20 protein-coding genes are annotated in these 19,866 nt (G+C 41.8%); 14 read left to right on the top strand and 6 right to left on the bottom strand.

Going from position 1 to position 19,866, the window contains the following annotated elements; all coding sequences use genetic code 11:
• Window positions 1-47: 47 nt before the first annotated feature.
• The 9 genes from nrdR to ACE3G9_RS13325 all read left to right on the top strand — a co-directional run bounded on the left by nrdR (window position 48) and on the right by ACE3G9_RS13325 (window position 6,653).
• Complete coding sequence (gene nrdR / locus ACE3G9_RS13365; RefSeq protein WP_027696875.1) at window positions 48-497, top strand: transcriptional regulator NrdR; 450 nt, start codon at window positions 48-50, stop codon at window positions 495-497.
• Between the two features lie 31 nt (window positions 498-528).
• Window positions 529-1,680 carry a bifunctional diaminohydroxyphosphoribosylaminopyrimidine deaminase/5-amino-6-(5-phosphoribosylamino)uracil reductase RibD gene (ribD, locus tag ACE3G9_RS13360; RefSeq protein ID WP_449219387.1) on the top strand — a complete coding sequence of 384 codons (1,152 nt, stop codon included), beginning with the start codon at window positions 529-531 and terminating at the stop codon, window positions 1,678-1,680.
• A 22-nt stretch (window positions 1,681-1,702) separates the two neighbouring features.
• Entirely contained in the window at window positions 1,703-2,359 is a 657-nt protein-coding gene (locus ACE3G9_RS13355) for a riboflavin synthase (RefSeq protein WP_417879331.1), read from the top strand.
• Between the two features lie 74 nt (window positions 2,360-2,433).
• Complete coding sequence (ribBA, locus tag ACE3G9_RS13350) at window positions 2,434-3,543, top strand: bifunctional 3,4-dihydroxy-2-butanone-4-phosphate synthase/GTP cyclohydrolase II (RefSeq protein WP_417879330.1); 1,110 nt, start codon at window positions 2,434-2,436, stop codon at window positions 3,541-3,543.
• A gap of 157 nt (window positions 3,544-3,700) precedes the next feature.
• Window positions 3,701-4,168 carry a 6,7-dimethyl-8-ribityllumazine synthase gene (gene ribH, locus ACE3G9_RS13345; RefSeq protein WP_027696879.1) on the top strand — a complete coding sequence of 156 codons (468 nt, stop codon included), beginning with the start codon at window positions 3,701-3,703 and terminating at the stop codon, window positions 4,166-4,168.
• A 21-nt stretch (window positions 4,169-4,189) separates the two neighbouring features.
• The gene (nusB, locus tag ACE3G9_RS13340; protein ID WP_417879329.1) at window positions 4,190-4,657 is read left to right on the top strand and encodes a transcription antitermination factor NusB; all 468 of its coding nucleotides are present in this window, start codon (window positions 4,190-4,192) and stop codon (window positions 4,655-4,657) included.
• Window positions 4,658-4,740: 83 nt separating this feature from the next.
• Entirely contained in the window at window positions 4,741-5,736 is a 996-nt protein-coding gene (gene thiL, locus ACE3G9_RS13335; RefSeq protein ID WP_449219386.1) for a thiamine-phosphate kinase, read from the top strand.
• A gap of 36 nt (window positions 5,737-5,772) precedes the next feature.
• Window positions 5,773-6,285, top strand: a complete 513-nt coding sequence (pgpA, locus tag ACE3G9_RS13330) for a phosphatidylglycerophosphatase A (RefSeq protein ID WP_449219385.1) — start codon at window positions 5,773-5,775, stop codon at window positions 6,283-6,285.
• Between the two features lie 20 nt (window positions 6,286-6,305).
• On the top strand, window positions 6,306-6,653 hold the full coding sequence (locus ACE3G9_RS13325; RefSeq protein WP_449219384.1) for a putative quinol monooxygenase: 348 nt from the start codon (window positions 6,306-6,308) through the stop codon (window positions 6,651-6,653).
• Window positions 6,654-6,731: 78 nt separating this feature from the next.
• Here ACE3G9_RS13325 and dxs read toward each other — a convergent pair whose 3' ends face one another.
• The 3 genes from dxs to xseB are packed head-to-tail and all read right to left on the bottom strand — an operon-like array spanning window position 6,732 to window position 9,759.
• Window positions 6,732-8,600, bottom strand: a complete 1,869-nt coding sequence (gene dxs, locus ACE3G9_RS13320; protein ID WP_449219383.1) for a 1-deoxy-D-xylulose-5-phosphate synthase — start codon at window positions 8,598-8,600, stop codon at window positions 6,732-6,734.
• A gap of 27 nt (window positions 8,601-8,627) precedes the next feature.
• Window positions 8,628-9,512, bottom strand: coding sequence for a (2E,6E)-farnesyl diphosphate synthase (ispA, locus tag ACE3G9_RS13315; protein ID WP_449219382.1), 885 nt, complete (start codon window positions 9,510-9,512; stop codon window positions 8,628-8,630).
• Window position 9,513: 1 nt separating this feature from the next.
• The gene (xseB, locus tag ACE3G9_RS13310) at window positions 9,514-9,759 is read right to left on the bottom strand and encodes an exodeoxyribonuclease VII small subunit (protein WP_449219381.1); all 246 of its coding nucleotides are present in this window, start codon (window positions 9,757-9,759) and stop codon (window positions 9,514-9,516) included.
• Between the two features lie 243 nt (window positions 9,760-10,002).
• Between xseB and thiI the strand changes: the two genes are divergently transcribed.
• From thiI to rlmM, 5 genes are all read left to right on the top strand, one after another.
• On the top strand, window positions 10,003-11,451 hold the full coding sequence (gene thiI, locus ACE3G9_RS13305) for a tRNA uracil 4-sulfurtransferase ThiI (RefSeq protein WP_417879322.1): 1,449 nt from the start codon (window positions 10,003-10,005) through the stop codon (window positions 11,449-11,451).
• Window positions 11,452-11,899: 448 nt separating this feature from the next.
• Window positions 11,900-12,853 carry a transcriptional regulator GcvA gene (locus tag ACE3G9_RS13300; RefSeq protein WP_417879321.1) on the top strand — a complete coding sequence of 318 codons (954 nt, stop codon included), beginning with the start codon at window positions 11,900-11,902 and terminating at the stop codon, window positions 12,851-12,853.
• Window positions 12,850-13,494: an alpha/beta family hydrolase gene (locus ACE3G9_RS13295; RefSeq protein ID WP_449219380.1), complete on the top strand. Its 645-nt coding sequence runs from the start codon at window positions 12,850-12,852 to the stop codon at window positions 13,492-13,494. The genes ACE3G9_RS13300 and ACE3G9_RS13295 overlap by 4 nt, the downstream gene beginning before the upstream one ends.
• Before the next feature lie 15 nt (window positions 13,495-13,509).
• Window positions 13,510-13,953 carry a DUF423 domain-containing protein gene (locus ACE3G9_RS13290; protein ID WP_449219379.1) on the top strand — a complete coding sequence of 148 codons (444 nt, stop codon included), beginning with the start codon at window positions 13,510-13,512 and terminating at the stop codon, window positions 13,951-13,953.
• Window positions 13,950-15,041 (top strand): 23S rRNA (cytidine(2498)-2'-O)-methyltransferase RlmM, encoded by a 1,092-nt coding sequence (gene rlmM / locus ACE3G9_RS13285; protein ID WP_417879318.1) that lies wholly within the window; start codon window positions 13,950-13,952, stop codon window positions 15,039-15,041. Before ACE3G9_RS13290 ends, rlmM begins: the two co-directional genes overlap by 4 nt.
• A gap of 144 nt (window positions 15,042-15,185) precedes the next feature.
• Here rlmM and xni read toward each other — a convergent pair whose 3' ends face one another.
• From xni to ACE3G9_RS13270, 3 genes are all read right to left on the bottom strand, one after another.
• Complete coding sequence (gene xni, locus ACE3G9_RS13280; RefSeq protein ID WP_449219378.1) at window positions 15,186-15,953, bottom strand: flap endonuclease Xni; 768 nt, start codon at window positions 15,951-15,953, stop codon at window positions 15,186-15,188.
• Between the two features lie 104 nt (window positions 15,954-16,057).
• Complete coding sequence (gene ppnN, locus ACE3G9_RS13275; RefSeq protein WP_449219377.1) at window positions 16,058-17,413, bottom strand: nucleotide 5'-monophosphate nucleosidase PpnN; 1,356 nt, start codon at window positions 17,411-17,413, stop codon at window positions 16,058-16,060.
• Between the two features lie 152 nt (window positions 17,414-17,565).
• Window positions 17,566-19,851, bottom strand: a complete 2,286-nt coding sequence (locus ACE3G9_RS13270) for a tetratricopeptide repeat protein (RefSeq protein WP_417879315.1) — start codon at window positions 19,849-19,851, stop codon at window positions 17,566-17,568.
• Window positions 19,852-19,866 lie beyond the last annotated feature (15 nt).

The following is a 19,866-nucleotide window of genomic DNA, read 5'->3' as shown; positions in this document are numbered from 1 at the left end:
AGCAATAATAATGAATATAAACATTACTCTGACTCGAGGGAGAGAGGATGCACTGCCCATTTTGTTCTGAAAATGATACCAAAGTAATTGATTCGCGCTTAGTTGCCGATGGTCATCAAGTACGCCGTCGTCGCCAATGTCTTGCTTGTAGTGAGCGTTTTACTACTTTTGAAAGCGCAGAATTAGTGATGCCTAAGGTGATAAAAACTAATGGTAATCGTGAACCTTTTGATGAAGATAAAATGATTGGTGGTATTCAACGTTCGCTGGAAAAACGTCCAGTCAGTGCCGATGCTATTGAATTATCGATCAGTACCATTAAATCAAAATTGCGCGCTACCGGTGAACGTGAAGTACCGAGTGAAATGATTGGCAACTTAGTGATGGAACAACTTAAAACTCTCGATAAAGTTGCCTATATTCGCTTTGCTTCGGTTTACCGTAGTTTTGAAGATATCCGCGAATTTGGCGAAGAGATCGCACGCTTAGAAGATTAATCGTTTTGCCTTCAGATATTGGAATAAAGTTATGACTCAAGCTGTGTTTTCTGCCTTTGATTATCAAATGATGACTCAAGCGATCGCCTTGGCAAATCAAGGGGTTTATACTACTGCGCCAAATCCTAACGTTGGTTGTGTAATCACTAAAGATCAGACGCTGATTGGGCAAGGCGCACATCTTAAAGCAGGGCAACCTCATGCGGAAGTTCATGCCTTGCGTCAAGCTGCTGAACAAGCCACTGGTGCAACCGCCTATGTAACTTTAGAGCCTTGTTCTCATTATGGTCGTACACCACCTTGCGCAGAAGCATTAATTAAAGCCCAAGTGGCTCGGGTAGTGTGTGCAATGCAAGATCCTAATCCGCAAGTGGCAGGTCGAGGGATTAAAATGTTGCGTGAAGCTGGCATTCAAGTGGATGTCGGTTTGCTTGAGCAAGATGCCATTAATCTTAATCCTGGTTTTATTAAACGAATGAAAACCGGGATGCCATTTGTGCAACTTAAATTGGCCGCCAGCCTTGATGGTAAAACTGCACTGGCGAATGGCAATAGCCAATGGATTACCGGCCAGAAAGCACGTCAAGATGTACAAGCTTACCGAGCCAAAGCTGGTGCAATTCTGTCTACCGCTAAAACGGTGGTGGATGATAACGCATCGCTCAATGTTCGCTGGCAAGATCTTCCTGAGTCAATTCAAGCGGTTTATCAACAAGATTCGTTGCGTCAGCCTGTACGAGTTGTGCTCGATCGACAAGCTAAGTTGCAAGGCTATGAATATGCCGATTTAAAATTATGGCAGCAACAAGGTGAGATTCTAACTGTGCATGATTCAGATGGTGAAGCGCCACATTCCTTAAAGTCTAGCCAACAATCGGTAGCCGCTAAGGTGGTTGGTCAACAATTTGATTTACCAAGTGTATTAAAGCAACTTGCTGATGAACATAATATTAACCATATATGGGTCGAAGCTGGCGCGCAGTTAGCCGCGAGTTTAATCGAGCAAAATTGTGTTGATGAATTGATTGTTTATCTTGCACCAAAATTGATGGGCACCGATGGTCGTGGTTTAACTCAACTATGTGGCCTAAGCTCAATGAGCGATGTGATCGAACTTGATATTCAAGATGTGCGCATGGTAGGCAGTGATATTCGCTTAACTGCAACCATCAAGCAAAAATAGAATTTAATGAGAAAGAGACGTTATGTTTACAGGAATTGTTGAAGCGGTCGGTACTATCTTAGCGATCACCCCTAAAGGTGAAGATGTCACTATTAAGGTTGATGCAGGTCAGCTTGATATGTCGGATGTACACCTAGGTGATAGTATCGCAACTAATGGTGTTTGCCTGACGGTAGTAGAGTTTGATCAACGTAGTTATAGCGCTGATTTATCATTAGAAACCTTAAAACGCACGGGTTTTTCACAATATCAAGTGGGCGAAGCAGTTAACTTAGAAAAAGCCATGTTACCTTCGACCCGTTTTGGTGGACATATTGTTTCTGGTCATGTCGATGATGTGGGGGTGATTGTCGATCGCCAACCCGTAGGCCGTGCGATGGAATATTGGATTGAAGTACCAAGCCATCTCGCTCGTTACATTGCCGAGAAAGGCTCTGTCACCATTGATGGCATTAGTTTAACCGTCAATGATGTGCGTAAAAATGCCTTTAAAATCACAATTGTTCCGCATACTTCACAAGAAACAACGGTTAATAGCTTTGTGGTTGGACGAAAAGTCAATTTAGAAGTCGATGTGATCGCCCGTTATTTAGAACGATTAATTACCGGTAAAGCGGAAGAAGAGACGCCAGTTTCTCGCGTTACCATGGACTTATTGCAAAAAAATGGTTTTGCTTAACCTTATTTAATTTAACTTTATTTTCGGGTTATTGGTAGCCAAGTCAGCATCAGCAGAATAGTTAGGAATTCAATATGCCAATTAGCAGTTCAAAAGAAATTATTGATGATATACGTTTAGGCAAGATGGTTATCTTGATGGATGATGAAGATCGTGAAAACGAAGGCGATCTTATTATTGCTGCAGAACATATCACGCCAGAAGCAATTAACTTTATGGCCACTCATGGTCGTGGTTTAATCTGTCTTACCCTGACAAAAGAGCGTTGTCATAACCTAGGCTTACCGCCAATGGTGCAAGATAATAATGCTCAGTACACGACTAATTTTACTGTATCAATTGAAGCAGCAGAAGGCGTAACAACCGGTATTTCAGCAGCGGATCGCGCAGTAACCGTTCAAGCTGCGGTGGCTAAAAATGCTAAAGCAGCAGACCTAGTACAACCGGGTCACATTTTCCCGCTAGCGGCACAAGATGGTGGCGTGTTAACCCGAGCAGGGCATACTGAAGCAGGTTGTGACTTAGCGCGCCTAGCAGGCTTAGAACCAGCTTCTGTTATTGTGGAGATCTTAAATGATGACGGCACCATGGCACGTCGTCCAGATTTAGAAGTGTTTGCTGAAAAACACGGCATTAAATTAGGTACTATCGCGGATTTAATTGAATACCGTAACAACACAGAAACGACCATTGAACGTGTGGCGGAATGTAAATTACCGACAGAGTTTGGTGAGTTTGATCTAGTGACTTACCGCGACACGATTGATAACCAAATTCACTATGCGTTACGTAAAGGTAATGTGATCGATAATGCTTGTTTAGTTCGTGTTCACCTGCAAGATACATTCACAGATTTATTGCATTCTAATCGTTCAAGTGATCGTAGTTGGTCTCTGGATGCGGCAATGAAGCGCATTAACCAAGAAGGCGGTGTGTTAGTTATTCTAGGCAAAGAAGAAACCGCAGAATCAATCGTTCATAAAGTCAAAGTATTCGAGCAACAAGATAATGCCACTGCGCCAGTGATGGCGAAAAAGCAAGGCACGTCACGCCGTGTAGGGGTAGGCTCTCAGATCCTTGCGGATTTAGGCGTAAAAGATATGCGCTTGTTATCGTCATCGGATAAACGTTACCACGCACTATCAGGTTTCGGTTTGAATGTTGTGGATTATGTAACGGAATAACGTTTTTCGGAATCTCGTTACTCGTTGCTTGAAAAAACTTTTATTCGAGTCACGAGCTTCCGAGCAACGAGAAACGAATTACCAATAGATATCGCTCACAAATTTATGGTAGAATCCGCCGATTCTCACTCTCTAGAAAATAGTTAAAGGATAACTTATGAAAGTAATCGAAGGTGCTTTTGCCGCTCCGAATGCAAAAATTGCTATCGTTATTTCTCGTTTTAACAGCTTTATTAACGAAAGTTTACTTTCAGGTGCGATTGACACATTGAAGCGTCATGGCCAAGTAAGCGATGACAACATTACCGTTGTTCGTTGCCCAGGAGCAGTTGAATTACCACTTGTTGCACAACGTGTAGCCAAAACTGGTAAGTTCGATGCGATTGTTTCACTTGGTACGGTTATCCGCGGTGGCACGCCACACTTTGATTATGTATGTAGTGAGTGTAATAAAGGTTTAGCTCAAGTGTCTTTGGAATATAGTCTTCCAGTAGCATTTGGCGTATTGACTGTTGATACAATCGATCAAGCGATTGAACGCGCAGGCACCAAGGCTGGTAACAAAGGGCAAGAAGCTGCTCTTAGCGCACTTGAGATGATCAACGTTCTAAATGAAATTAACTAATTTTTTGCAATCTAATTCCTAATGGGGGCTCGCGTGAAACCAGCCGCACGTCGTAATGCACGTCAATTCGCACTACAAGCGATTTATTCTTGGCAAGTCACTAAAGAAAATGTGGCAACTATTGAACATCAGTTTTTAACCAGTGAAAAGTATGATGAAGAAGAGCATCATGCTGGTGAACCTAGCTTAAAAGCACCAGAAACAGATGTTGCTTATTTTCAAGACTTACTGTCAGGTGTCGTGAACACAAACATGGAATTAGACAGCAAGTTACGCCCGTATCTTTCTCGTCCAATGCAAGATTTGGATATGATGGAGTTAGCGTTACTTCGACTTGCAATGTATGAAATGACGAAACGTGATGATGTGCCATACAAAGTGGTTATCAACGAAGCAATTGAGCTTGCAAAAGTCTTTGCCGCAGAAGATAGTCATAAGTTCATCAACGGTGTGCTTGATAAGGCTGCACCGCACGTTCGTAAAAAGTAATTTTCTGAATTATTACCAAAGGTCAGCCAAGTGCTGGCCTTTTTTGTATAATCAGTTTTTTATGTTCTGTATAGAGTGACTCCATGCCAGGTGAATTTAATCTTATTGATAAATATTTTTCATATCGTCAAGCGAATCGAAAAGATGTTGATTTAGCATTAGGTGATGATTGTGCATTGGTGTCACCGCCCGATGGTTATCAGATCGCGATTAGTACCGATACGGTGGTATTAGGGACGCATTTTTTATCCAATGCTGATCCAGCTGCTGTTGCTTATAAAGCATTAATGTCCAATATTAGTGATTTGGCCGCAATGGGAGCGACGCCCGCTTGGTTTTCCATGGCGATCAGTTTGCCGGAAATTGATGAAGCTTGGTTAGCACCTTTTTGTGACGCCATGTTCGAGCTGGCGGATGCGCATAATTTACAATTGATTGGCGGAGATACTACCAAAGGTCCATTGAGTATTTCTTTTACTATTCAAGGTTTAGTGCCGAAAGGCCAAGCATTGACACGCAGTGGCGCTCAAGTAGGCGATTGGATTTTTGTGAGTGGTAATCTAGGTGACAGTCAGGCGGGTTTAAGTGTTATTCTCAACCCTGATGATGCGAGTAAGACTCATGCAAAAGAATTAGTATCACGTCACTTTTATGCGCAATCTCGAATTAAGCTCGCTGAACTACTGCGCAACCATGCCACGAGTTGTATTGATATTTCTGATGGATTGATGTCAGATCTTAAGCACGTTTTAAATCGCTCTAAGGTGAGTGCTCAACTTGATATTGCGAGTCTACCTATCACACAGCAAGCTACTGAGTTTTATGGCGATAAGTCGAAAGCACAACTGGCTGCATTAAAGAGTGGTGAAGAATATGAGCTGTGCTTTACTGTCGCTTCTGAAAATAAAGCGGCGTTAAATGACATTGCAGATAAAGCCGGTTGTCAGTTAACTTGCATCGGTCGAATTATCGCACACGCTGAAACTACGCTTTGTGCTATCACCCTAGTGAGAAATGGAGTAGCGTTATCGGATGATGATCCTGCCAAACAGGTTCAAGGCTTTAACCATTTTAGTTAATCGTTCTATTAAAATTACAACAAAATAAGGTGCAACATGTCGCACATACCAGATAAGATAAACCCTATCGACCGTATTAAGTTATCTAATCCATGGCATCTATTAGCCGTGGGCTTTGGTAGTGGTTTATCCAAAATTGTTCCAGGAACCATGGGAACCTTAGCTTCTATTCCATTTTATTTATTATTGGTTCAATTGCCGCCGTTCGCTTACGGTATCGTGGTCGTCATCTCCGCTTTAGTTGGCATAACCATTTGCCAGAAAACCTCTGATGATATGCAAGTTCATGATCATGGCGCAATCGTGTGGGATGAGTTCGTCGGTTTTTGGATCACCATGAGCGTAGTGCCTTTGCTGGGATTACCGCATTATGATTGGCAAACCTTGCTGATTGGCTTTGTGTTATTTCGAATTTTTGACATGGTGAAGCCGTGGCCGATTAGTTTACTCGATCGTCATGTCCATGGTGGCTTTGGCATCATGATTGATGATGTGCTGGCGGGAGTTTTTGCAGCGATCAGTTTATGGTTAGTGGTTTTGTATTTATAACGATTATTAAGGGAAGTAAGATGTCTAAGAAAGTATATTGTGTTGCGCAGTTTCAACCAAAAGAAGGCAAGCTAGATGAGTTGTTTGCCGTGCTGCAAGCGTTAGAGCCAAATACTCTACGCGAAGATGGTTGCTTGCAATATGTCGTGACTCGTCACCGTACCAGCCCATTTGCCGGCGGTGAAAGCTACCCAATTGCTTTCCATGAAATCTGGGCAAGCAACGAAGCGTTTGAAGCTCATTGCCAACGTCAAGAAATTGCTGACTTCTTCCAACAACAATGTGTGGCAGAAACCGGTTTAGTAGAAAAGTCGAATGTCGCGGTTTACACCGATGAGCCGAATAACTTTGATTCGCCGAAGTTTTAATTAAACAAGGCAACAATTTAAATAAAAAGTGGCCTGATAGAGAAAACTATCGTGCCACTTGTTTATCACTTCTTTAATTTAACCTAAATAAGCCTTTATCTGCTTTTCAATACCTACCGCATTCAAACCAAGCTCTTGATACAGCTCATCTTGGGTGCCTTGCTGAACAAAGCGATCAGGCAAACCTAGTTGCAGCACAGGCTTAATTTGCTTGTGTTGCATGAGAAGCTCAATCACACCAGAGCCTGCACCGCCGGCAATCACGTTCTCTTCTAGAGTAACCAATACGTCATGTTCTGCTGCGAGTTTTAGCACTAATCCTTCATCGAGTGGCTTAACAAAGCGCATATCCGCAACAGTAGCATCTAGGCTTTCGGCCGCTTTTAATGCTTCTGGTAAGAAGGTACCGAAAGATAAAATCGCCACTTTCTTAGCTGAGCTTTCTTTGACGATACGACCTTTACCTATTTCAAGTTCTGTCATGTCAGTTTGAATGTCTGCACCACAACCTGAACCACGAGGATAACGCACTGCACTTGGACCTTGGTGTTTATGACCAGTATAGAGCATTTGGCGACATTCGTTTTCATCACTTGGCGCCATGATCACCATGTTTGGAATGCAGCGCATAAAGCTTAAATCAAAGGCACCTTGGTGAGTTTGACCATCTGCGCCAACTAATCCGGCACGGTCAATGGCAAACATCACAGGTAAATCCATGATTGCCACATCGTGGATCAGTTGATCGTAACCACGTTGTAGGAAAGTTGAGTAGATCGCCACAATTGGGTGTTGACCAGCAATCGCCATACCTGACGCAAGCGTGACAGCATGTTGCTCCGCAATCGCCACATCAAAATATTGTTGTGGGAATTCTTTGGAAAAACGCACCATGCCAGAGCCTTCGCGCATCGCGGGTGTGATTGCCATGAGCTTAGGATCTTGCGCGGCCATATCACACAGGAAGTCGCCGAAAATTTTAGAGAAAGTGGGCTTGCCACCGCTGCTTTTCGGCAGTGAGCTTTCTTCTGGGTTGAATTTAGGTACGCCGTGATAACCAATAGGATCTTTTTCCGCTGGCTCATAGCCTTTACCTTTTTTGGTCATCACATGCAAAAACTGGGGGCCTTTTAAGCCGCGCATGTTCTTTAATGTTTTGACCAGCTCTTTAACGTCATGACCATCGATTGGACCAATGTAGTTAAAGCCAAGCTCTTCGAACATAGTTCCAGGAACGACCATGCCTTTTAGATGTTCTTCCGTTCTACGTACCAGCTCTTTAATTGGCGGTACATTTGATAGTACTTTCTTACCACCTTCACGGATGGACGTGTAGAAGTTGCCAGTAAGCAGTTGAGCTAAATGATTGTTAAGTGCGCCAACGTTTTCAGAAATCGACATTTCGTTATCATTTAAGATCACTAGCATATCAGCGTGCACATCACCGGCGTGGTTCATTGCTTCAAATGCCATACCTGCGGTAATCGCACCATCACCAATCACGCTCACCACTTTACGATCTTTACCTTCTTTCTGCGCGCTGATCGCCATACCTAACGCGGCACTGATTGAAGTAGAAGAGTGACCTACCGAAAGCGTGTCATATTCACTTTCACCGCGCCATGGGAAAGGATGTAAGCCATCTTTTTGACGGATAGTCGGCATGCGCTCACGACGACCGGTTAAAATTTTATGAGGGTAGGCTTGGTGGCCCACATCCCAGACCAGTTGATCAAATGGGGTGTTATAAACATAGTGAAGCGCGACAGTCAGCTCAACTGTGCCGAGGCCGGATGCGAGATGGCCACTGGATTGGCTTACTGAATTGAGCAAATAAGTACGTAACTCATCACATAGCGGCGATAAGCTTTCTTTTGGTAAGGTACGCAACTCATCAGGTGTATTGGCAAGTGCAAGTGTTGGATACTTTGATATATCAAGAGTCATAAAATTTTAGCGCTTAATTAGAGTATTTTAATGGCTGCGTTCGACGGCGTATCGAGCGAACTCTTCGAGTGACTGAGTATTGTAAGGTACAGCCTGTAGTGCTTGAAGCGCTTCTTGTAACAAGTCTTGCGCTTTTTGCTGGGCTCCCTCTAATCCTAGCAGAGCAGGATAAGTACTTTTATTTAAATTTTGATCGGAACCTTGAGGTTTTCCTAAGGTTTCGGTGTCGCTAATAATATCTAGGATGTCATCTTGAACTTGGAAAGCAAGCCCGACTGCTTCTGCATAACGGTCTAGATGCGGCATAACTTCAATGCCTTTTTGTCCAGCGCAAAATGCCCCCATACGGATTGCACATTTAATCAGAGCGCCGGTTTTGTTTCTGTGGATCTCTTCTAATTCTCCAATAGAGACTAGGCGATTTTCTGCTTCAAGATCGAGAGACTGACCCATGCACATGCCTAGTGAACCTGAAGCATTGGCCAGTTCTTTGATTAACTGAATACGTTGGGGCTCACTGACTGTAGCTAAAGAACCTTCTGTTAGAATAGTAAATGCAAGAGTTTGTAACGCATCGCCAGTTAAGATCGCGGTCGCTTCATCAAATTCTATATGGCAAGTTGGCTGTCCACGACGCAGTTCATCATTATCCATGGCGGGTAAATCATCATGGATCAATGAATAAGCATGAATACATTCTATAGCTGATGCTGGTGTATCTAATTGCTCTAAAGTTAAGCCAAACATTTGTCCTGTGATATAAACCAAATACGGACGAGCACGTTTACCGCCAAGCAGTAAGCCATAGCGCATAGCTTTAGTCAGCGTTTGATTTTGATGCGGAATACTATCTAACCATAAGTTTAGCTGCAGGTTATTTCGTGCTTGGTAGTCAGCCAGTGAAATGTTCATATTAAATGTCACTTTCAGGGTCAAAGGGGATCAGTTCTGACTCATCGTCATCTTTTAGCAAAATCTCAACGCGTTGCTCAGCTTCGGTTAATTTGGTTTGGCTAGAACGAGCAAGGGCAATACCACGTTCAAATTTCTTTAATGCGTCTTCCAAATTTAAATCGCCATTTTCAAGTTGATTAACCAAGGCATCTAGCTCGGTTAATGACGCTTCAAAGCTCATATTTTCAGGTTTTTTGCTCGCCATGTGGATTCTGCTTATATAGAGGATTTGGAAAGGGCTAATTGTATTTGACCTAGCAGAGGTGAAACAAGGGTTAATCTGCTTTTTATCCTAAAATTGGCAGGAAATTGTGGCCTAGAGAGGCTAGATAGGAAATACATTCCGCCTAGATGAATTGTCGTGTATAATTTTGCGCCTTAGTTTTGGCGTTATCTGAATTGAATTTAACCATAATGTCGAATAATCCGATAAAAAGTGAATCATGATATGAAGTTTATTGTAAAACCCCATCCAGAAATTTTTGTTAAAAGTGACTCGGTTCGTAAGCGTTTCACTCGCACACTGGAGCGTAATCTTCGCAATATAATCCAGCGTGAAACAGAATCTGTAGCGGTATTAAACCGTCGTGATCACATTGAAATCGCTGCCAATAGCGATGAATATTACGATAAAGTACTTGAAATTATCACTCATACTCCCGGTATTCATCACTCGCTTGAAGTGTTGCAGTCTGAGTTTACCGACTTACACAATATCTATGAGCAAGCGCTAGAACAAAGCCGCGAACTTATTGAAGGAAAAACCTTTGTCGTGCGTGTTAAGCGCCGTGGTCAGCATGATTTTACTTCGATTGAAGTTGAACGTTATGTTGGTGGTGGTTTAAACCAAGCGGTTGAATCTGCTCGTGTGAAATTGACTAAGCCAGAAGTGACCGTCAATTTAGAAATCGCCAATGATAAGCTGAACCAAGTGATCGCTCGCCATAAAGGTTTAGGAGGGTTCCCTCTTGGTACTCAAGAAGATGTATTGAGCTTAATCTCTGGTGGTTTTGATTCAGGCGTTTCCAGTTACCTACATATCAAACGGGGTTCAAAAACCCATTACTGTTTTTTCAATTTAGGTGGTCCTGCGCACGAAATCGGCGTGAAGCAAGTAGCACACTTCTTATGGAAGAAATATGGTTCTTCAGCCAAAGTGAAGTTCATCGCGGTAGATTTTGAGCCAGTAGTGGCTGAAATTCTAGAAAATATTGATGACGGCCAGATGGGGGTAGTACTTAAGCGTATGTTTATGCGTGCAGGTGGTATGGTTGCTGAGAAGTTCGGTATTGAAGCATTAGTGACTGGTGAGGCATTAGGTCAAGTATCAAGTCAGACGCTAACTAACCTGCGTTTGATTGATAATGTGACGGATACTTTGATTCTTCGCCCTCTGATTAACTGGGATAAAGAAGATATTATCAATGTTGCTCGTCAAATCGGCACCGAAGATTTTGCTAAAGTGATGCCAGAATACTGTGGTGTTATCTCTAAAAAGCCAACGGTGAAAGCAGTTAAAGCAAAACTAGAAAAAGAAGAATTGAACTTCAACTTCGATATTCTTGAGCAAGTGGTTGCCAATGCCCGCGTGATGGATATCCGTGATATTGAAACGGAAAGCCAAGAGCAAGCGCCGGAAGTAGAGCAAGTCGCTGAAATTTCCGAGCAAGCGGTCGTTCTTGATGTTCGTAGCCCGGATGAAGAGGATATGAATCCATTAGAAATTGATGGTGTTGAGATTAAACACCTACCTTTCTATAAGTTAGCAACTCAGTTTGGCGACCTTGATCAGAGTAAGCAATACTTATTGTACTGTGACCGTGGTGTGATGAGCCGTTTGCAAGCCTTGTACCTCAAAGATTTAGGTTATGACAATGTTAAAGTCTATCGTCCTTAACTAAGGAGGATAGAATAAAGAAAAACGTCGGCTTTTTAGTCGACGTTTTTTTATATCAATCACATTTATTTGATGGTTTTCAGGAACAAAAAAAACACAGTTAGAATAAATCTAACTGTGTATAAATTTGATTCACTATCAAATAATCAGGAATCAATGGTAATGAGGGAGTATTACCACTGGTCATAAAACTCAACAGAGTTAATGCAAACACAACATTAGCATTAGTTAATCACAGATTTATAGGTTTGGAATAAATGCTGTAACTCATTAATGTGTTATGAAATATAGAGTTTTCATGGCACTTCAGCAATGGACAATTTATAATGCTTCACATGAGAAAAATTAATGCGTAATAATTTTGTTATCCCCGAGTGAATTCTACACCTTGAAGTCACTTAGGTATAAAACAATGCTGTCATTTGACTACTAAATAAAGGTTTGATTTATGGCTAGACGTTTACCTCCTTTGAATTCATTACGTGTGTTTGAAGCCGCGGCTCGATATTTGAGCTTTACTCGCGCGGCAGAAGAACTTTTTGTTACACAAGCGGCGGTCAGCCACCAAGTAAAAGCATTAGAAGAATTTTTAGGTATCAAGCTATTCCGACGTCGTAATCGATCTTTATTGCTGACAGAAGAAGGGCAGAGTTACTTTTTAGATATCAAAGATATTTTTACTTCAATTTCTGATGCTACCGATAAGGTGTTAGAGCGCAGTGAAAAGGGCGCATTAACTATTAGTTTAACACCTAGTTTTGCTATTCAATGGTTAGTCCCACGTTTAGCCGACTTTAACGCTCAAGAGCCCGATATCGATGTGCGGATCAAAGCGGTTGATATGGATGAAGGGTTGCTTTCCGACGATGTTGATGTAGCGATCTATTATGGTCGTGGCAATTGGCCGGGTGTGCGTGCGGATAAACTGTATTTAGAGTGTTTGATTCCAGTTTGTTCGCCACAACTGTTACTCGGTAGTAAGCCATTAAATTGTTTAGCCGACATAAAAAACCATACCTTGCTGCACGATAGCTCGCGTAAGTATTGGAAGCAGTTTACTAAAGAGCATAATATTGAAGGCGTTAACGTTAATCACGGTCCAATATTTAGTCACTCAACCATGGTGATCCAAGCAGCAATGCATGGCCAAGGCATTGCGCTAGTGAATAATGTTCTTGCTCAACCAGATTTAGATTCCGGTCGTTTAGTACAGCCATTTGATGAAGTTTTGATCAGTAAAAATGCTTTCTATGTGGTGTGTGATGTTAAGCAAGCTGATGTTGGACGCGTGGCAACGTTCCGAGACTGGATGCTTAGTAAAGCCGCTAGTGAGCAAGATCAACTACTCGATGAAATCGGTGAAGAAATTGGCACTATCAGTAGTATTAAGGATAAAGCATGAATCTAGAGTCACAACAACATAAAATTATGATTGATGGTGATGATAAGGCGGTAGTGACAGTATTACTTGCCCATGGCGCTGGCGCAGGAATGGATCATGAGTTTATGGCTGACATAGCTGAAAGATTAGCGGCTCACGGAGTAAGGGTCGTTCGATTTAATTTCCCTTATATGGTGATTCGCGCGCAAAATGGTAAAAAAAGGCCGCCTGATCGTGCTCCAAAATTATTAGCAGATTTTGAAGAAAAAATTAACACTTTTCACCGCGAAGGGCAGTATTTATTTTTGGCAGGTAAGTCGATGGGCGGGCGGATGGCCAGTCATTTATCAGAGCATCCATTAGTAACTGGGGTGATGTGTTTAGGTTTTCCTTTTCATCCGCCGGGTAAGCCTGAGAACTATAAAGGCGAACATTTAGTCAATATCACTAAACCAACGTTAATTTTACAAGGTGAACGCGATACTTTTGGCACTAAAGAGGAATGTCAGTCATTTGCTTTTTCTGATTCCATTCATGTCGACTTTATTCCCGATGGCGATCATAGCTTAAAGCCTAGAGTAAAATCCGGCTTTACTGAGCAAGCTAATCGAGCATTGGCGGTTAGCAAAATGATGGCCTTTATTGAAAATCATACTCAGTGATATAGGAGAAAAATCATGTCTATTTCAAAATGTAGAGGTCAGAAGATTCTCGCTTTTGCTGGGTTTTCTGGTCTAGTTACCGTAGCACTCGGCGCCTTTGCTGCTCATGGTTTATCACATCGCTTACCTGAGTATTTACTCGGTGTATTTAAAACTGGAGTACAATATCAAGCGTGGCATACTTTTGCGCTGTTAACGTGTGGGATTATTTTGATGATCACTGCACCTAACTCTACATCTTCGTCAGACGAATACTCAGAGAAAGGGCGTAAAGGTGTGGTATATGCTGGTATTTGCTTTATCATCGGCATCCTTTGTTTTAGTGGCAGCTTATATGCGCTGGCTTTAACTGGAATAAAATGGTTTGGCCCAATTACCCCATTAGGCGGTGTGTTTTTTATGTTGGGCTGGATTATCTTTGCTCTATCCGTTTTACGATTAAATAAGGTGACACTGTGAAACACGTTTTACTTTACTGCCGTTCTGGTTTTGAAAAAGAATGCGCAGGAGAAATCCAAGATAAAGCCAATAACTTAGAAATTTTTGGTTTTCCCCGTGTGAAAAAACAATCGGGTTACGTGCTTTTTGAGTGTTACCAAGAAGGTGATGCGGATAAGCTGATCAAACTTCTCGACTTTAAAGCGTTGATCTTTGCTCGTCAGATGATTGCGGTGGCTGATGCATTAACTGATTTACCGACAGAAGATCGTATTTCGCCAATTTTAGCGGCGATTGAAGCGCAGGAACAATTTCCAACCTGTGGCGATATTCGTGTTGAAACACCAGATACCAACGAAGCGAAAGAGTTACTGAAATTCTGCCGCAAGTTTACGGTACCAATGCGCAGTGCGATGCGTGGTAAAGGCTTCTTGTTTGCTAAAGACAATGCTAAAAAGCCAGTATTGCATGTGTGTTTTGTTGCACCGGGGCATTGCTATGTTGGTTACTCATTATCTCAAAACAACTCACAGTTCTTTATGGGGATTCCACGTTTAAAATTCCCATCAGATGCACCAAGTCGCTCAACGTTGAAACTGGAAGAAGCGTTTCATGTTTTCATTCCTAAAGAAGAGTGGGATATACGATTAGCACCAGGCATGTGGGCAGTTGATTTAGGTGCTTGCCCGGGGGGCTGGACGTATCAATTAGTTAAGCGTTCTATGTTTGTCCACGCGGTGGACAATGGTGCAATGGCGCAAAGCTTGATGGATACTGGTCAGGTTAAATACCACGCAGCAGATGGCTTTAAATTTGAGCCTGCTAAGAAGAATGTTACTTGGTTAGTGTGCGATATGATTGAGAAACCATCTCGAGTTGCCCAACTCATGGGGGAATGGTTAATTCGTGGTTTAGCCAAAGAAGCGATCTTTAACTTAAAACTGCCGATGAAAGGCCGTTACGATGAAGTATTGGAAGACATTGAAAACTTGAAGATTTTCTTTAAAGAAAACGATGTACCTTTCAAACTGCAAGCGAAGCATTTATATCATGACCGTGAAGAAATCACCGTGCATGTGCAGATTTTGAAGAATATTTCGCCGTATTAATTTACAGCGAGCGCTGCGCTTCTTGGGCGCTTCGCTTATCGTAGCTCGTGTTTCGATTAAACGAGCTACGATTTAATTCCGTTGTTGGTGTTATTTCTTTTTCGAGATACGAGCAGCAGAGCGTCCTAGTTACGAGCCACGACGCTATTTCTCAAACCTCACATCTTGCAAATTAAACCCTAACTTCATATCGGTCTGTAATGCTGCAATTTGTTTACAGGTACGTGCAAGCTCAATATGCTCATCAAACTTTTTACGGTATTTAGGCTTTAAGTCTTCAGCAGCATAAGCGGTTTCGATATCACCATATTGCTGCAATATTTCTTTCGCTGCTTTCGGCCCAATGCCGGGAATCCCGGGTACCTTGCTTGAGCTAATTCCGACTAATCCCCAGTAATCGGCAAGTTGTTCGGGTTTGACGCCAAATTCTTGTTCGATAAATGGTGCATCTAGCCAGCGGTGTTGGAAATAATCGCGAATTTGAATGTTGGGTGAGAGTAGTTGGCAGTAGCCTTTATCGGTTGAGATTATGGTGGCTTTCTCGCCTGCCGATGCGACCTTGTATGCAAGCGTTGCCACTAAGTCATCGGCCTCATCGCCATCGGAAAGTAACGAATCTATGCCTAGTTCCCACCAAGCCGATTGGATCTTTTCTAAGCCAGTAAGGAGCGGTACGGGCATTGGTTTGCGGTCTTCTTTATAGCTAGGTAAGACTTGTGCTCGCCAGCCTCGATCTTGCTGATGATGATCAAATACCGCAATGATATGGGTGGGTTGCGATTCAACCAGAATCTTATTGATGGTTCGACTGGTGGTCGTGATGGTACGGTCAATATCGTTGGCATCAGGTTGTGCAGAGTGCACTCGACGGATCAGATTGAGGGCATCGATGATCACCAAGTGAATTGACATAACTTCTCCTAACACTGAATAAAAATGGCTTTGAGATGACTTGAGTAAATAAAATCAAAGCCATTGTAGCAAATTCAGAGAATTGTAGAGTTGAATTTTATTGACTAACGAGCAACACGATAACAAGGAACGTACTCAGACCCCGGTAGTTTCATTCGTTGCTGCTCAACAAAGTCATTTAATAAGGTATCCATTTTTTCCATTAAGTTACGATCACCATCTATGATGAATGGGCCGTGTTTCTTAATTTCACGAATGCCTTCCGATTTTACGTTACCTGCAACAATACCAGAGAAAGCTTTGCGTAAGTTGGCGGCTAGTTTTTCTGGTGGTTGCTCTAGGTGTAGATCTAGTTCCGACATTGATTCATGTGTGGGTTCAAATGGCGCTTGGAAGTCTGGCGCGATATGTAGCGACCAGTTGAAGCTATAAGCGTCTTCCTGAGACTTACGGTGTTCTTTCACTTTCGGCATTGCTTCTTTCATTATTCGCGCAGCTTTTGCTGGATCTCCAATTACGATTTGATAATGCTGTTGAGCTTTAGGGCCGAGCGTATCGTGAATAAATTGATCGATGGAACGGAAGTAAGCTTCACTTTCTTTAGGTCCAGTAAGCACTAATGGCAAAGGTTGATCTGCATTATCTGGGTGCATCAATATACCGAGAATATACAGTAATTCTTCAGCAGTTCCTGGGCCACCAGGGAAGATGATAATTCCATGCCCTAAGCGTACAAAGCCTTCTAAACGTTTTTCGATGTCCGGCATGATGATCAGTTCGTTGACGATAGGGTTGGGTGGTTCTGCCGCAATAATTGATGGTTCAGTTAAACCAATATAACGTTGATTTGAATAGCGTTGCTTAGCATGTCCAACTGCTGCACCTTTCATGGGGCCTTCCATCGCACCGGGACCACAACCGGTACAGATGTTCATTTCACGCAAACCAAGTTCATTACCTACTTCGCGAGTGTATTGATATTCAATAGGGTTGATAGAATGGCCACCCCAGCAGACAACCAGATTCGGTTCGGTGCCTGTTTGCAGGGCTTTAGCATTGCGTAAAATACCGAATACTTGGTTAGTGATTTGTGTGGAATCGGTCAGTTGTAGGCGTTGGCTGTCTGCCAAATGTACGTGTAAAAAGACAATGTCTCGTAACACTGAGAATAAGTGAGCTTGAATCCCTTTAATGATGGTTCCGTCAACGAAAGCGTGTTCAGGTGGATCGGTTAATTCAAGTTTGATACCACGTTCACGGCGTAGCACCTCAATTTCAAAAGATTCATTTAATTTTAATAATTGTTCCGAATTATCAGTATGGCTGCCGGAGTTTAATACTGCGAGAGAACAGCTACGATAAAGCTGGTAGAGATCGCTAGAAGCGGCTTTTTTTAACTTGCTGACTTCTAATTGAGACAATAAATCTAAACTGCCCATCGGGCTAATTTGCGTAATCATAGAAAGCTCCTTCTCACCGATTATGAATTATGATTGTTTCGGTAGGTTCTTTCACATTACACAGGTTTGCTTTATTTCGCTATATTCCGTGAATAATATTTATTGATAAGTGAGTGATCTCAATGACATTCTCGAGACTGATTGTCGATTAATTAATGCTTTTGTTTACTATCATCGTTACGTAAAATGGCTTTGGCAATGTCATCATGTCCACCAGATGTGTGAATTTTGATGAGTCCTTGCTCGACAGCCTGTTCACAAGCATGACGAATATCGGTACTCGCAAAACTGGCAGCAGGTGCATTTTCAATAGCGGTTAAGTATACCCAGTTAGACGGCTCTTTTGGGGAGTAACGTTTTTTAATCTTTCGTGCTAGATAGATTGCCATAAAGAGTATATCAATCAGCTCTTTATCATTGATAGCTGTGTATGCACGTGGTAAGAATGGATACTCAGCCATGCCCATTCTAAAGTGACGATCTATATTTTGGTTTGGCTCAAATTGATTGATCCAATCTTGAATTTTTTCACAGAAATATTCCGGTGTATCTTTCGCTTCGCCTTTAGGTTCTATGTATAAAAACAATCCATCAGAAAAATGATATAAGCGAGTTGGTTTGATTATTAACTTTTTCATGTAGTCACCAAACTGTTTTTCAACATTGAGGCCAGCTTGATAGCCCTGTCTTAAATAGACATTGCGGAGAAATGGAAAATCGAACATTACAAAGTTTAAGCGATCGCTTAATGGTTCGTTAATTAACTCTCCAAGTCGCCATTGTTCAAATACTGCATTACTACGTTCTAATGATTTTGGTAGTTTAGCATTTAGTAACTTGAGATTTTGAAGCCCAGATCTAGGGTGGGTGTACAAATCAATCGTTTGAGTTTCAACTTCATCACGTATTTTTTGATTTAAGTAGCCACGGCGAATCACTAAACATAGCAACATAAACGCGATGATCGTTAGGATAATCGTAGCACGCTGATATTTAGCGTATTGTGTATCGAGATAAATTAAATCGTTTTCAAGACCAGCATAATGCAGTGATTTTTCAATGATGTCTTTTTGTTGACGAAATACATCTTCATTGATGGCGTTAAACTGATCTTGTTGGTTTTGCCATAGTCGTTGATATTGTTGCTGCATGCGTAATGCTTGCTGGTAATTTTTACTTTGTTGATATGCTTCCGACAGTACTTGATAAGCAAACATTTGTAAGTGTTTATCTTGTATTTCTTCAGCAATATATAAAGCTTTGTTGCCACTTGTAATAGCGACTTTTATTTCTTTTTTAGCGAGAGAAATGGAGCCTTTAAGTAGTAATGTTTTTGCTTTTAGCTCTGAATTATTACTTTGTTCTGTGAGGGGTTCTGCTTTTACCAAATAGTCTTCAGCGTGGGTGAGATCAAATAGCTTTAAATAGGTTTTTGAAATATCAATTCGTAGTTGGATGACTTGTTTAATGTCTCTGTGATTGGTTTCGTTATCTAGCAAGTTTAAATAATTCACTAATGCTAAATTGTATTTTCCTTGATTAAAGAAAATATCAGCCATTAATTGTACGGTATCAGAAAGAGGCACGGAGTGCGGGTAAGCATCATAAAAATCTGCCGCTTCAGTGGCATGTTCAAGTGCTTTATCAAATACTTGGCGAGTGAAAAATAACTGTGCTAGCAAGAGGTTTGTACGAGCTAATTCAATACTATCACTCGCTTTTATCGCTGACCAATAGGTGGTGAGGAGTTCGGTTAGGGACTGATCATACTGGTTTTTGGATAAATAATACTGACCTAAACGTAAGTGGTAGTCGATAGTCAAAGGAACCGATCTCGCACTGGTTAAATAATTATGCGCTTGTTGAAAGGCGGTTTCTGCTTTGACGTCATGACCTAAATAGCTGTTCATTTCAGCTTCTAACATATTCAGCTGGTACAAGGTTTCTTGTTGCCAATGCTTATTGGTGGTTTCTTTTTTAACTTGTGTTTTGAGTTGTTCGATATCTTGTTGAACACGTTCGAAATCTTTGGTCCATTGCCAAAGTAATTTTGCATATTCTAGCTTAGTCGTTAGTAGTGGTTGGGTAATTTGATACTTTATCGCTAAGGCTTCTGCTTCTTTTAAGGTAGTAAATGCTAGGTTTTGTTCGTCTAATACGTAGTAAGCACTAGCCATAATTTGCAGTGCTTCAATCGTCGTTGAAGGTGTTCGAATGTTTTTTTCACTGCCTTCTCGCGACAGTGTGTAGTCTTGATTTTTAGTAGAAACTATTTTACGTGTAGAAATATATTGTTTAGTGAGCGCTAAGGATTGTTCGGGAGTAACGCTAAGCAATTTATGCGCTTCGTTGAGGATAGGAGAGAGATAGACTTTGGCCTGAAGCGCAGAGCTGAATGTCAGCATAAAAGCGAAACATATCCAAAGGATCTTTTTCATAGTTACATTATCTCT

The sequence above is a fragment of the Vibrio sp. E150_018 genome (assembly GCF_053544035.1).
Note: the sequence above shows the minus strand (reverse complement) of the source record. Positions and strands in the feature narration are given on the sequence as shown.